Below are 13,025 nucleotides of genomic sequence, written 5' to 3' on the forward strand. Positions count from 1 at the left end.
GTTTCCTTTGACAAGAGATGACCATCGCCTTCTACATCGTTGAGGTACTCGCAGATAACCGGAGAGTCATAAAGGACGTCGCCACTATCCGTCACGAGGGCGGGGATTTTTCCAAGAGGATTTACATCCCGAAATCCCGTCGAGGGATCGCGGGGATTGGTCTCTGTCATTGTCACTTTTTCGTGCAAGCCAAGCTCGTACGTGACGACTCTTACCTTTCGCGCATAGGGTGAGTTTGCTGACATGTAGAGTTCCATTGACGGCTCCAGGCATGTGTTCTGATACATATTGTTCGTTGTGTTGCCTTGATTTAAGTCATGATATTGATAAATTTCAAAAGTATTTATCAAATCAATTGATCATAAAAACGAATTACTTTGGCGGCAAGCTAAGCCCTGAGCGGGTTTTAGTGATTTTTTCTTCATAAGACATAAGGCCAATGGATGACGGATATTTAGTTCACCAGAAACCTAGGGAAGTTGAGCAGATAGCTGCGGCCTGACAATGTGTCCGATCTAACTGGTCTAAATAAATGACACAGGAAGGTTGGCATTGCCGTTAAGTTGAGCGTGACGCCGGGCGCCGGGAAGACACACCACGACCACCGAGCGTGAGCGGATCAAGGCGCTGGACGCGAGAATCGGGAGTTGAAGCAGGCCAACGAGACCCTCCTACGCAAGGCCTCCGCGTATTTTGCGACGGGCAGGCCCTCCTGCGCCGCGGCATCATCGATGATCACCGCACCTCTACGCTCATCGAGCGTTTCACTTCGGCATCTACGCGATTGCCAATATTCCTCCGCTGACCAACATAATCGAGAATATATACAGAATTTTTACCTGTGAAGCGTCCCGCTAGCGCTCTTCGTCGACGCTTATTATACGAAATGCTTATTGACCCCCCATGAGTTTAAATTTTTTACTATGCCCCGCTGCGCAACCGTTTGCACACAGGCGAGAGAGCCGCCTCGAGCATCTCGGTATGCTGGAAAATCCATTAAGAGCGAGACAACAATATGCGTAAACTAATCGCCTGTATGATAACGCCCGCGATACTCACGCTGACGCCACTGGTGCAGGCGGATGAACACCTCATTCGTATCGCTACGAGCGTTCCCGAAGCGCACTATCTGACGCAGAGCGTCAAACGCTTCGCCGATGAGGTCGCTGAGCGCACCAACGGTGACATCACCTTTGAGATCTATCCGGCCCAGTCTTTGGTCACTGACCAGCAGATGGACCAGGCGGTCAGCAACGGTACGGTCGATATCGGGGTCGCCTCGGCGTCGATCCTGGCGGGGACCATCCCTGCGTTCAATATTTTTGCTGTTCCCTTCCTCTTCGATACTAGTGAGAAACTAGAGCAGTCGGTCACCCCGAATAGCCCCATCCGCGAGATTCTCGACGGCGAGATGGAGAAAAAAGGATTCGTTACACCGTTCTGGATTCCCTACGGTTCGATCGTTCTCGTCACGCGGGAAGAACCCGTCAGAACCCCCGATGACATTCAAGACATGAAGGTCCGTACCTTTGGCTCGACGGTCAGTGATTTCATCGAGGCGGTGGGCGGCTTACCGGTCGTGACCAGCGGCGGAGAGCAGTTCCTCGCCCTGCAGCGCGGTATCGTCGATGGTGGCTTGACCGGCTGGTCGTCGGTGCTTGATCGCAGACTCTACGAGGTCACTGATAACGTCACAGCGCTCAACCACATGTACGAAACGCACTTCGCACTCATGAATCAGCAGGTCTGGCAATCGCTGAGTGATGATCAGCGCCAGATCTTCGAAGACGCCGGCCAGGCACTCGAAGCGCAGCTGAGCACCGACCTCGTCGATGAGACTGAGCAGGTCAAACAGGATTTGAGAGACCATATGACAGTCATCGAGCTCAACGACGACGAGAGGGCACAGTGGCAGGAAGCTTCGTCGTTGGTCGCCGATGATTTCTACGAGCAGAGCGATGCCGTTTCCCGCAAAGTTTTCGAGGAAGCTGAAAAAATTCAGTGATGTCGACAGCCATCGGTTTTCCGAACCGTTGTTCACGTGCCGACCCGGATAGCGGGCCGGCGGTGAAAGACGGTTCGAGATCAGCCGGGCTCCATTAGCTCATGAGCTTTAGAGATGACTGCTATGTCTGATACCCGTTTCAATCACGCCCTTCTCACCTGGCGCCGGCTCGTCCGCGGTTTGGGTGAGGCCGCATCCTGGATCTATTTCTGCATAGGTATCGCGGTAGCGTATGAGGTCGTGTCGCGATATTTCTTCAATAGTCCTACTGCCTGGGTCGAGGAAATATCGCGGGTCGGCATGGTGTGGGCAACCTTCGCGCTGCTGGCGCCATGTCTCAACCATCGCCAGATGATCTCCATTACGCTGCTTTACAATAGCGTGGGTCGCAGAGTCGGACTGCTGCTGGATTTGTTGCAGTTATTGGCCATGATCGCCGTCGGAGCGCTGGTCGGCTGGTTTGCCTTCGTGCAGATGGTGCAGTCGATCGAGATGGGGCGTGCCACTGCAACCAGCATGTCGCTGCCCTACTGGATCTTTCATCTCGCGTTGGTGATCGGCTTTGCGCTGCTCGGAGTACAGGCGATTCTGGAGATGATCTGGATCTGTTTAAGCGGTGAGCGTTTGTTCGATAAAAAAGACAGCGAGGATGCGCACTGATATGGATACCCTCATTATCCTCTGCGGGCTTTTGGCGCTACTACTGACAGGAATCCCAGTCGGCATTGCGCTGACGCTGATGGGAATCGCGCTGATTCTGTCTTTGGGCGTGCCGCTAGCAAGCATTCCTCAGGAGTTTCTCGGCTCGATAAACAGTTTCATCCTGCTGGCAGTTCCGATCTTTCTGCTGACATCCAATATTCTGCTCAAGGCGGGTGTGGCGCGTGATCTTTTCGATGCTGTTCACAGCTGGATGGGGAGCGTTCGCGGCGGTGTCGCCATCGCCACCATTCTCTCCTGCGGCATCTTTGCTGCGATCTCTGGCTCGTCCGTCGCCGTTGCCGCCATGATTGGCACCGTGGCGATCCCCGAAATGACTAGTCGCGGCTATGACAAGCGCTTCGTCATGGGGACGCTGGCCGCTGGGGCCACGCTGGGCATACTCATTCCTCCGTCGATTCCGCTGATCATCTACTCGGCAGTGGCCGAGCAATCGACTGCCAGCATGTTCCTAGCCGGTATCGGTCCGGGACTTCTGCTAATCGGGCTGTTTCTCTGCTACTGCGTGATCAAGTCGTTCATGGGCGGCGCGCCAATCGCGGACAAGGGGGAGGGTGGGGATGCCAATGCCCGGTTCCGGGCGACGCTCAAGGCGCTACCCACTCTCGGCATCGCTTTCACCATGATCGGGGGGATCTATGCTGGGGTCTTCACCCCAACGGAATCCGCGGCGGTCGGGCTGGTTCTCAGCCTAGTCTATGTGCTGGTGTTCAAACGTACCATTGCGCTTCACCAGTTACGCGAGGCGGTAACGGAGGCGGGGCTTACCACGTCAAAGCTTCTGCTGATCATTGCCGGGGCCAGTGTCTTTGGTAAGGGCATCATGCTCTATCGGATTCCCTACGAGGTCTCCAGCTGGATCGCCTCGAGTATTGCGACACCGTTCATGTTCTTCCTTGTCGTGATGCTCGTGCTGCTACTGCTGGGACTCTTCCTAGAAGGCATTGCCATGATTCTCATAGTACTGCCGATCCTACTGCCCTCGCTCGGCGTTCACGGTCTGGATCCAGTGTGGTTTGGGATCTTCTTCGTGCTGATGATCGAACTGGCTCTAATTACGCCGCCGGTGGGCATGAATCTGTTCGTCATACAGTCCGTGGCGGGGTCGCCGTTGAAGGATGTGGTGCGCGGGGTGCTGCCCTACGTAGTGATCATACTGGCGACGGTCTTCATCATCTATTTCTTCCCACAGGTGGTGCTCTATATCCCGTTTTATAGCTGAGTGGGGTAGTCAGCGTGAGCCGCTGGAACTGCGAATGATCAGCTTCCCTCTGAGGCTGACGGTTTCATCAGGTAGATGGGGACTCTCGACGCGGCTGGCAAGCATAGCGAAAGCCCGCTCGATCATCACCGACAATGGCTGCTCGATGGTGGTCAGGTCGTAAATCGGGCGGGCCGAGGAGGGCAGGCCATCGAAGCCCACCACGGCGATATCGTCGGGTACTTTTATGCCATGCAGGCGCAGCGCGTCGAGTAGCCCCATTGCCATGATATCGCTAAGTGCGAAAACAGCATCGGGTCGGCGCGATTTCGACAGTTTTACTAGCTCCAGTCCCGCCTCATAGCCGCCGTAGTAATGGGACTTGCCGTCGTAACGGTGCTTGAGCTTCAAGCCAGCCTGTGCCAGTTCGCCGGTGAAGGCATTTTCGCGTTCCTGAGCAGTCGAGCTGTGTGAAGACGTGGTCACGATGGCAAATTTCTCGCGCCCGTTATCGATCAGCAAGCGTGCTAGATCGCGTCCGCCGGAGAAGTTGTCGCAGGTCACGGCGCAGCCGTGCTGGAGCGCAACGCGGTTGACCATCACCAAGGGAACAGTATTTTTCTCACAGACCTCGGCCACTCTTGAACTCTGTATCGCGGATGAGACCAGGCAGCCGTCGACCTGATACTGCAGTAGTGCCTCGGTCGTTCGCTCTTCGACCGGCCCAGAGCCTGCGTGAATGACCAGAAAGCGATATCCCAAGGCCTCCGCCTGGCGGGTCGCCTCGTGTAATAGCTCAGTATAGAAAGGGTTGGTGGAGGGGCCGAGTACCAAACCGTAAAGACCGCTACGTCCCGACGAGAGCGTTCTAGCTAGCACGTTGGGAGTGTATCCGTGCTCGTGTGCCAAAGCCAAGATGCGCTCCCGGGTCTTTTTCGAGATACGCGTATCTCCACGTAACGCGCGAGTCACCGTGGAGGGCGCAACTCCCGCCATTTGCGAGAGCGTGACGATGGTGGCGCGGCGGCTGTCGGATAACATTGGCGTCTGCTTTATGCGTGAGATTGACTGCGTGAGCTTAACGTAAATGACGCGCTCATTTCATACCTATGTTATCTCGTGGGCTTGCTCGGCGCATCCTTATTAGCCTTATTGCTAATAGAGAAGCACTTGTCATGAATAAAAATCGGTCATAGACTCCAAAGTTGCGCAAACGTTTGCGCACCCAATGAAATTATCGAGCTTAGTGAGGTCGACTCCGATGGCAGAAACGAAACGTCAGATGAAAATGGTGGGTTTCCTGCAAGCCCAGAACTGCTCGATTGCGCCCGGATCGTGGCGCCATCCGGCCAGCGCGACGGACTTCCTGACGCCCGAGTATTACCAGCGCATTGGACGCGTGCTGGAGGAAGGCAAGTTCCATCTGGCCTTCTTCGACGATCGCTTGGCGATGCCGGACATCTACCAAGATGATCACGGCGAAGCCGTCGAGAACGGTGTGCGCGTTGTCAAAATGGATCCGGTGTCGATCATCTCGGCGATCGCAATGGCCACGAGCCGAATCGGGCTGGGCATTACCTACTCGACCACCTACTACGAGCCGTTCCACGTTGCTCGGCTCTTTGCCACGCTGGATCTAATGAGCAAGGGGCGTGCCGCGTGGAATGTGGTGACGTCACTAAACAACTCTGAAGCCGCCAATTTTGGGCGCACCGAGCATCTGGCCCACGATCTCCGCTACGAGCGTGCCGATGAATTCCTGGAAGTCGTACAGGGACTCTGGAACAGCTGGGACGGAGACGCCCTGGTCGTTGATAAACAGAGCGGTCAGTTCGCCCATGCCGACAAGGTTCATCGACTTTCTCACGAGGGTAAATTCTTCTCCTCCCGTGGCCCGCTACCTGTGCCGCGTTCGCCTCAAGGCCAACCGGTGTTGATCCAGGCTGGTCAGAGCGGCCGCGGAAGGAAGTTCGCCGGGCGTTGGGGTGAACTGATCTTTGTTGTCTATCCCAACCTAGAAGCGGGCAAGAAGCAGTATGCCGCGGTCAAGCAGGAGGTCGAGGCGGCTGGGCGCAACCCCGACGACGTAGCGATCTGCCCGGCCTGCTATGTCTGCGTCGGTGAGACCCAAGAAATCGCCGAAGAGAAGCGCGAATATATTCGCAATCTAGCCAAGCCGATCGATGCTCTGGTGCTTCTCTCGGAAGCGCTCAATTACGACTTCGGCAGCAAGTCAATGGACGACGAGTTCACCGACGAAGAACTCGAGAAACTCTCCTGGACCGGTTTCCGCGAGCGTGTGGTAGATCTGAGTGGCAAGCCCAACCCGACGGTGCGTGACTTCGTTCACTTCTCGGGGCGCGGGACCATCGGTGAATTTCCGATTTTCTGCGGTACCCCCATTGCGGTCGCCGACCAGATGGAAAAGTGGTTCGTCGAGCGCGCCTGCGACGGCTTCGTGCTCGCCGCTACTCATACCCCCGGCGCCTTTGAGGATTTCACCCGTATGGTGGTCCCCGAGCTTCAGAGACGCGGGCTCTATCACCACGACTATCCGGGCACTACTCTGCGCGACAGCTTAGGCCTGAAGGTGCCTGGTCGCTCAGTTTGATTGTCGCAAGCAAACGCCGTGATTTACCGCTTATTACGTGAGGCTGATATGAAAGAATTTCGAATGTTGTCGACGAGTGGAATCCTCGGCTACGGCTTCGCCGAGGAGTCGCTCAAGATCGGGATGTCCTGGGATCCCCACGTCATCGGTTGCGACGGTGGAAGCACGGATCCTGGGCCTTATTACCTCGGCGCCGGCAAGTCATTCTGTTCCCGGCTCTCGGTCAAGCGCGACCTGCGCCTAATGCTTCTGGCGAGCGTCGAAGCAAGAGTGCCGTGCATCGTCGGAACCGCAGGTGGCTCCGGCGGTGAACCACACTTGCAGGACATGGCGGCGCTGGTACGCGAGATCGCCCGGGAGGAGAAGCTGTCGTTTAAAATGGCTCTGATCCACTCTGAGCAGTCCAAGGAAGACGTGAAAGCGTGGATCGATGCGGGTGCGACAAAGCCGTTGGCACGTATGGCGCCACTCGATACGGCGACGGTCGATCGAGCCGAACGAATCGTGGCGATGATGGGCCCGGAGCCCTTCGCCAAAGCGCTCGACGAAGGGGCGCAGGTCATTCTCGCCGGGCGCAGCAGTGACCCCGCTCAATGGGCCGCGCCGGCGATCCGCGCAGGTATGTCACCGGCGCCTTCCTGGTACGCCGGCAAGATGCTCGAGTGCGGCGCCGAGCCCACCGTGCCTAAGGAGCCGGACTGCATTTTTCTGCGCGTGCGCGAGGATCATGTCGTGTGCGAGCCGCCCAATCCGATTCGGCGTTCTACCCCGCTGGCTGTGGCCAACTTCGCGATGCACGAGAATGCCAGCCCGATTCATCACATCGAACCTGGTGGGCTCCTCGATACCAGCGAGTGTCGCTTCGAAGCCCTCAATGACCGTGCGGTGAAAATCGATGGCATGACCTGGCAGCCCGCCGAGCGTTACACCGTCAAGCTCGAGGGCGTCGAGAGCATGGGCTATCGTGCGATCACGCTGTGTGGTACCCGCGACCCGATACTGATCCGCCAGATCGACGACTATCTGGCGGTGCACCGCGAGAAGGTGATGAGCAAGGCTGAATCATTCGGTGTCTCTCGCGAGGATTATTCGCTGATCGTGCACTGCTATGGCCGCAACGGCGTTATGGGCGACTGGGAGCCGCTCGAGACGTTCGAGTCTCACGAGCTCGGCTTTGTGATTGAGGTCGTCGGCAAGACCCAGGAGGCCGCCAACGCCGTGCTGGCCATGGCGAGAACCTCAATGCTCCATGCCGACTTCCAGGGACGACTGTGCAAGGAGGGTAACATGGCTTTCCCGTTCAGCCCCTCCGATATCGAGATGGGGGAGTGCTATCGCTTCAGTATTTTCCATGTCGTCGAGCTCGATGATCCCTGTTCAATCTTTCCTATCGAATATGAAGAGGTTTGACGACCATGGCTTTGATCAAAGACATCGCACAAATCTGCAAAAGCAAGAATGCTGGCCCTTTCTATATCACTATTGATGTCCTTTTTGAGGATCCAGAGACCTACGCCAAAGTCAAAAAGACTGGCGTACTCTGTGCCGCGCTGTTCTCTCGGCTTTATGGGGTCGAAGAGAATGACGTGCTTTTCACGCCTTACGACACGGCTTTGGCGTTCAAAGCGACCCTGCCACGCACTATTCCTGCTGGAGATTTAGGGGATACCGACGTTTACGGGGCACAGCAGCATGCTCCGTTGCTCGACGTCGATATACCCATCTCGGCTTAGTCAATAGCGACTGGGCAAGGCACTCGACTACTAGTGGCACGACTTTAACGCTTCCGTTCGGCGATGACCAATCGTCGGGCGGGCTGGAAAGGTCATGGCCCGAAGAGGTGAATAACAATGACAACTCAGACATCCGATATCCGCAAAGTCGCGCTGGCAAGCTATGTCGGCTCGACTTTGGAATGGTACGACTTTTTTATATTCGGTACCGCAGCTGCACTGGTCTTCAATCAGCTGTTCTTTCCAGATTTCGATCCCCTGACAGGTACGATTGCTGCCTTCGCGACATTCGCCGTGGGCTTCATCGCGCGTCCGCTGGGCGGCATCGTCTTCGGCCACTATGGTGATCGCATTGGGCGCAAGGCGATGTTGGTGCTGAGCCTGACAATGATGGGCGGAGTAACCTTCCTGATCGGATTGGTGCCTACCTATGCCTCGATTGGCATCTGGGCGCCGATCCTGGTCACGTTGCTGCGGTTCCTACAGGGATTCGCGGTTGGGGGCGAATGGGGCGGGGCTACGCTGATGGTTGTTGAGCACGCGCCACAGAGGCAGCGTGGCTTTTATGGGAGCTGGCCGCAGATGGGCATCCCATCGGCATTGCTGCTTTCATCCGGCGTGATGGCTGCGGTGAGCGCTCTGCTTAGCGAAGCGCAGTTCATGGCATGGGGTTGGCGATTACCCTTTCTATTCAGCGGCGTACTGCTGGTGTTGGGCATCGTATTACGTTGGACTCTCTCGGAGTCGCCGAGCTTTCGTAAAATTCAGGAGAGTGGCGAACGCGAGAAGTTCCCAGCAGCCCGAGTGTTTCGTCAGCATGGTCGCAAGACGTTTCGGCTAGTGGCTTCACAAGCCGCTGAGAACGTCAGTTTTTACGTGCTGGCCGTTTATTCGCTCTCGTATCTGACCACCGTGGTGGGCATGGAGAGATCTACCGTGCTCGAGTCACTGATGATAGCGGCCGTCTTTTGCGTAATAGCACAGCCGATCTTCGGTGCACTTTCCGATCGGATCGGCCGTCGGAAAGTCTTCGCCGGTGGCATGATCTTCAACGGCCTCTTCATTATTCCGTTTTTCTTGCTGCTCGACATGCAAAATGCCATGGCAGTGACGATCGGAATGACGGTGGCAATTGTCTTCGGGCAGGCCACAACCCAATCTACCCAGCCGAGTCTGTTCGCTGAGCAGTACGACGCATCAATGCGCTATAGCGGTGTCTCCATTGCCTATCAGTTCGCTACTGTGATCTGGAGTGGTCCCACACCCATCATCGCAGCAACGCTGTGGGCGTGGACAGGCAGCTGGATTCCGCTGGCACTTTATATCATCGCAGCGGCCTGCCTCTCCGTATTCTCGATTCTGCCGTTGCGTGAAGCAGCCGGAGCATCACTCGAGGCAGCCGATGGCAGCATTCAAGATGCGTCGGGACAACCCCACGGCCGCGACCACGAGACGTCCGTACACCCAAAATCAGGTGCCTCGGTCGTCGGCATACAAGGTACTAAAGGAGGAGCATTATGAGCGACGAAAAACGTATCCTGAGGAACGCTCTCGGGGCATTCGCCACTGGCGTGACGATTGTCACGACCAAGACACAGGACGGCAAAGATCTGGGGAGAACCGCCAATAGCTTCAGCTCCGTCTCGCTCGATCCACCGCTAATATTATGGAGTCTGTCGAAAACTTCCTCGTCTTTCGATGCCTTCAAGCAGGCGGACTACTTCGCAGTGCATATCCTTTCTGCCGATCAGGACGCGCTATCGGGAACCTTCGCCTCTTCATCGGCGAATTCATTCGACCACGTGGCTGTCAAGCGCGGACACGATAGCATACCCCTGATCGAGGAGTGTGCGGCGCGATTCGAGTGCAAGACGACCTATCAGTACGAGGGCGGCGACCACATCATTTTCGTAGGTGAAGTGATTGATTTCCAGCACTCGTCGACGCCGCCGCTGCTCTTTCACGGCGGCCGCTATGGTCAACTGGTGAGCCATAATCAGGCTGAGCTCTCTTTCGCCCGTCGTGCCGAGAGCCTCTCGCCAGAAGACTTCATTTACCTGATTTCTCGCGTGTTCTATCGGATCCGCGAGGCGGCCGTCGCCGAGCGAAAAAGACGCGGCTGGAGCGGTGCCAATTACGCCGTAATGACGTTGCTCGGGCATGAGGATGGCCGAACGCTTGACGAAATCTATCAGATCGGTCGCTCACGGGGTGATGAGGTCAACCAAGAAACATTAGAGGATCTTAAGCACCGCGGTTTAATCGAATTACACCCCAGCGGTAACGACGACATGTCAAGAGCTTGGCTTTCTTCCGACGGTAGGCGCGCGATGATTGAAATTGTGGCGATACTCAAGTCATCAGAGGCACAGTGCTTGACGCCGATGGAAGACAACGACATTCGCGTACTTAAACAACTGTTGAGTAAGCTCGCGATAGATGAAGCGGGCTCCGGCTGGCCGCCTATGCCGAGTGTGGCGACGCAAGAAGCCGGAGAGACGACAGACGCCGAGCAACGCTAGGGAGGCAAGTCATGAGCGACTTTTGCGTAGGCGATATAAGAGTGCGCGCTGTGCGAGAGATAGAGGACCACTCTTTCGAGATTCGTCAGTTCTTTCCCAAGGCCGACGAGGCGAGCCTGGCGGCCGAGAGCGACTGGTTGGCACCGCCTTTTCTCGACCCAGAGACCCGCTGCATCACGCTTAGCATTCATACTTGGGTGATCGATACCGGCAAGCATCGCGTGCTAGTGGATACCTGTGTGGGCAATAACAAGGAGCGCCACGCTCGAACTCATTGGACGCACTTGCAAACGCCTTTTCTCGAGCGCTTAGCAGACGCTGGCATTTCGCCGGAAAGCGTTGATTACGTGTTGTGTACTCATCTTCACGCTGACCACGTCGGCTGGAATACGCAACTAATCGACGGTGAGTGGCGGCCAACGTTCCCTAACGCTACCTATCTCATCGGGAGAGTCGAGTACGACTACTGGGAGAAGGCTGCCCACGACGACGATGGCACCGGACATCACCTAGCGGCCTACCGCGACAGTGTGCTACCGGTGATTGAGGCCGGCCAGGTCGAGATCATAAATGATGGCTTCACTATTGACGACTGCCTCAGCGTGCATCCGGCGCCGGGGCACACGCCGGGACATGTAGCCCTCTGGCTGCGCTCGCGCGGTGCCTCATGCGTTTTTACTGGCGACATCATTCATCACCCCATACAGCTACGCTACCCCCACTGGAGCTGCATCGGCTGCGCAGAACCCGAGCAGGCCAATGAGACCCGGCGCCAGCTGGTCGAGAAGATCACCGACACCTCGACGCTTCTGATGACCGGCCACTTCATTGCTCCGCACGCGGGCCGAGTTCGCACGCGGAAGGGCAACATGGAATTCGAATTCGCCGAAGATGGTGAAATCGGTGGACGGGATTTTCCTGCTCCAAAAATCCTTAGTTTTTCACCCTTCGCCTAATTCGCCCCTAAAAAGGTCAGTTCACAAACTTTGATCACTACGGAGACCGCCTCATGAAAACTCGAGCTGCCGTTCTAAGGGAAATGAAACCCGCTAAACCCTACAGCGCGAGCCGCCCATTGGAATTGGTGGATCTTGAGCTCGACGATCCAGGCTCGGGCGAGGTACTGGTTAGAATCCGCGCCGCAGGACTGTGTCACTCTGATTTATCCGTGATCAACGGCAACCGACCCAGGCCCATGCCAATGGCGCTCGGTCACGAGGCGGCGGGAGAGGTCGTAGCGCTGGGCGATCACGTCGACGATCTCGCCGTGGGCGACCACGTAGTGCTCACGTTCGTACCCAGTTGCGGGCATTGCTTGCCTTGCGCGGAGGGGCGGCCAGCGCTTTGTGAACCCGGTGCCGCAGCGAACGCGGCCGGTACGTTGCTCTCGGGCCATATTCGGTTTCGAGGTCAAGACACGGAGATTCATCATCACCTGGGCTGCTCCGCATTTGCCGAATACGCTGTGGTGTCGCGTCGCTCCTTGGTCAAGATCGATTCAGCTCTATCATTCGCCGAGGCGGCTTTGTTTGGTTGCGCGGTGTTGACCGGGGTAGGCGCCGTCATAAATACAGCGAAGCTTCAGGCTGGTCAGACCGCAGTCGTGATCGGTTTGGGGGGTGTCGGGCTGGCCGCGCTACTTGGTGCCTTGGCGGCCGGTGCCGAACAGGTTATTGCTATCGATCTCTCCGATGAGAAACTCGTGATCGCCCGTGAATTGGGAGCCACAACGACAATCAATGCAGCGGAGCCGGACGCGATCGAGCGAGTCCGCGAACTCACCAGAGGTGGAGCGGATGTCGTACTCGAGTTCGCGGGGTCGGGCAAGGCGCTGGAAACCGCTTATCGGATGACGCGGCGGGGAGGAACCACCGTAACGGCAGGGCTGCCTGCGCCCCATGTCGATTTGCCGGTCAATATCGTCAGTCTGGTTGCTGAAGAGCGAACTTTGAAGGGCAGCTATATCGGTACCTGCGTACCGGTGAGAGACATTCCGAGATATATAGCGCTCTATCGAGCCGGAAAGCTACCCGTGGATCGCCTGTTGAGCGACATTATCTCTCTCGAGGAGATCAATGAAGGCTTCGATAGGTTGGATCGAGGGGAAGTTATTCGGCTGGTGGTCGAGTTCTAAGAGGGTGTTTATAAATATTTCAGGCTATGTGAGTTAACTGGCGGAGCAGTTGGCGGCTGCCAGCCAACTTAATTCACAGAGTTGGGCGCGTCGGTCATA

At 56.6% G+C, this 13,025-nt stretch carries 12 protein-coding genes and 2 pseudogenes; 11 read left to right on the forward strand and 3 right to left on the reverse strand.

Annotated elements, in window-relative coordinates; all coding sequences use genetic code 11:
* A partial coding sequence (locus ACT3TC_RS08300; RefSeq protein ID WP_444639712.1) for a glutathione S-transferase N-terminal domain-containing protein occupies window positions 1-257 on the reverse strand: 257 nt, incomplete at its 3' end.
* A gap of 340 nt (window positions 258-597) precedes the next feature.
* Between ACT3TC_RS08300 and ACT3TC_RS08305 the strand changes: the two are divergent.
* The 4 genes and pseudogenes from ACT3TC_RS08305 to ACT3TC_RS08320 all read left to right on the forward strand — a co-directional run.
* Window positions 598-737: pseudogene (locus ACT3TC_RS08305) on the forward strand (IS3 family transposase); the annotation flags it as partial.
* 278 nt (window positions 738-1,015) lie between these two features.
* Window positions 1,016-2,005 (forward strand): TRAP transporter substrate-binding protein, encoded by a 990-nt coding sequence (locus tag ACT3TC_RS08310; protein ID WP_444639714.1) that lies wholly within the window; start codon window positions 1,016-1,018, stop codon window positions 2,003-2,005.
* Window positions 2,006-2,128: 123 nt separating this feature from the next.
* The gene (locus tag ACT3TC_RS08315; RefSeq protein WP_444639715.1) at window positions 2,129-2,665 is read left to right on the forward strand and encodes a TRAP transporter small permease; all 537 of its coding nucleotides are present in this window, start codon (window positions 2,129-2,131) and stop codon (window positions 2,663-2,665) included.
* A gap of 1 nt (window position 2,666) precedes the next feature.
* Window positions 2,667-3,947: a TRAP transporter large permease gene (locus ACT3TC_RS08320; protein ID WP_444639716.1), complete on the forward strand. Its 1,281-nt coding sequence runs from the start codon at window positions 2,667-2,669 to the stop codon at window positions 3,945-3,947.
* Window positions 3,948-3,956: 9 nt separating this feature from the next.
* Here the strand turns inward: ACT3TC_RS08320 and ACT3TC_RS08325 are convergent, their stop codons facing one another.
* The gene (locus ACT3TC_RS08325) at window positions 3,957-4,805 is read right to left on the reverse strand and encodes a substrate-binding domain-containing protein (protein WP_444639795.1); all 849 of its coding nucleotides are present in this window, start codon (window positions 4,803-4,805) and stop codon (window positions 3,957-3,959) included.
* A gap of 12 nt (window positions 4,806-4,817) precedes the next feature.
* Window positions 4,818-4,967: pseudogene (locus ACT3TC_RS08330) on the reverse strand (LacI family DNA-binding transcriptional regulator); the annotation flags it as partial.
* Window positions 4,968-5,187: 220 nt separating this feature from the next.
* Here ACT3TC_RS08330 and ACT3TC_RS08335 point away from each other — a divergent pair.
* The 7 genes from ACT3TC_RS08335 to ACT3TC_RS08365 all read left to right on the forward strand — a co-directional run bounded on the left by ACT3TC_RS08335 (window position 5,188) and on the right by ACT3TC_RS08365 (window position 12,926).
* The gene (locus tag ACT3TC_RS08335; protein ID WP_444639718.1) at window positions 5,188-6,537 is read left to right on the forward strand and encodes an LLM class flavin-dependent oxidoreductase; all 1,350 of its coding nucleotides are present in this window, start codon (window positions 5,188-5,190) and stop codon (window positions 6,535-6,537) included.
* A gap of 48 nt (window positions 6,538-6,585) precedes the next feature.
* Window positions 6,586-7,947, forward strand: coding sequence for an acyclic terpene utilization AtuA family protein (locus ACT3TC_RS08340; protein WP_444639720.1), 1,362 nt, complete (start codon window positions 6,586-6,588; stop codon window positions 7,945-7,947).
* Window positions 7,948-7,952: 5 nt separating this feature from the next.
* Complete coding sequence (locus tag ACT3TC_RS08345; RefSeq protein ID WP_444639721.1) at window positions 7,953-8,270, forward strand: DUF4387 domain-containing protein; 318 nt, start codon at window positions 7,953-7,955, stop codon at window positions 8,268-8,270.
* 117 nt (window positions 8,271-8,387) lie between these two features.
* Complete coding sequence (locus ACT3TC_RS08350; RefSeq protein ID WP_444639722.1) at window positions 8,388-9,791, forward strand: MFS transporter; 1,404 nt, start codon at window positions 8,388-8,390, stop codon at window positions 9,789-9,791.
* The gene (locus ACT3TC_RS08355; protein ID WP_444639724.1) at window positions 9,788-10,792 is read left to right on the forward strand and encodes a flavin reductase; all 1,005 of its coding nucleotides are present in this window, start codon (window positions 9,788-9,790) and stop codon (window positions 10,790-10,792) included. The genes ACT3TC_RS08350 and ACT3TC_RS08355 overlap by 4 nt, the downstream gene beginning before the upstream one ends.
* An 11-nt stretch (window positions 10,793-10,803) precedes the next feature.
* Entirely contained in the window at window positions 10,804-11,748 is a 945-nt protein-coding gene (locus ACT3TC_RS08360; protein WP_444639726.1) for an MBL fold metallo-hydrolase, read from the forward strand.
* 53 nt (window positions 11,749-11,801) lie between these two features.
* Window positions 11,802-12,926, forward strand: a complete 1,125-nt coding sequence (locus tag ACT3TC_RS08365) for a zinc-dependent alcohol dehydrogenase family protein (protein ID WP_444639727.1) — start codon at window positions 11,802-11,804, stop codon at window positions 12,924-12,926.
* Window positions 12,927-13,025: the final 99 nt, after the last annotated feature.

It is taken from the genome of Halomonas sp. AOP27-A1-41, from assembly GCF_052378605.1.
GTDB classification, from domain to species: Bacteria; Pseudomonadota; Gammaproteobacteria; order Pseudomonadales; family Halomonadaceae; genus Vreelandella; species Vreelandella citrativorans.

What these genes read in the sequence shown, in the direction of transcription:
- ACT3TC_RS08350 (WP_444639722.1), top strand. Translation starts at nt 8,388, where the DNA reads ATGACAACTCAGACATCCGATATCCGCAAAGTCGCGCTGGCAAGCTAT.
- ACT3TC_RS08310 (WP_444639714.1), top strand. Translation starts at nt 1,016, where the DNA reads ATGCGTAAACTAATCGCCTGTATGATAACGCCCGCGATACTCACGCTG.
- ACT3TC_RS08335 (WP_444639718.1), top strand. Translation starts at nt 5,188, where the DNA reads ATGGCAGAAACGAAACGTCAGATGAAAATGGTGGGTTTCCTGCAAGCC.
- ACT3TC_RS08355 (WP_444639724.1), top strand. Translation starts at nt 9,788, where the DNA reads ATGAGCGACGAAAAACGTATCCTGAGGAACGCTCTCGGGGCATTCGCC.
- ACT3TC_RS08315 (WP_444639715.1), top strand. Translation starts at nt 2,129, where the DNA reads ATGTCTGATACCCGTTTCAATCACGCCCTTCTCACCTGGCGCCGGCTC.
- ACT3TC_RS08360 (WP_444639726.1), top strand. Translation starts at nt 10,804, where the DNA reads ATGAGCGACTTTTGCGTAGGCGATATAAGAGTGCGCGCTGTGCGAGAG.
- ACT3TC_RS08345 (WP_444639721.1), top strand. Translation starts at nt 7,953, where the DNA reads ATGGCTTTGATCAAAGACATCGCACAAATCTGCAAAAGCAAGAATGCT.
- ACT3TC_RS08340 (WP_444639720.1), top strand. Translation starts at nt 6,586, where the DNA reads ATGAAAGAATTTCGAATGTTGTCGACGAGTGGAATCCTCGGCTACGGC.
- ACT3TC_RS08365 (WP_444639727.1), top strand. Translation starts at nt 11,802, where the DNA reads ATGAAAACTCGAGCTGCCGTTCTAAGGGAAATGAAACCCGCTAAACCC.
- ACT3TC_RS08320 (WP_444639716.1), top strand. Translation starts at nt 2,667, where the DNA reads ATGGATACCCTCATTATCCTCTGCGGGCTTTTGGCGCTACTACTGACA.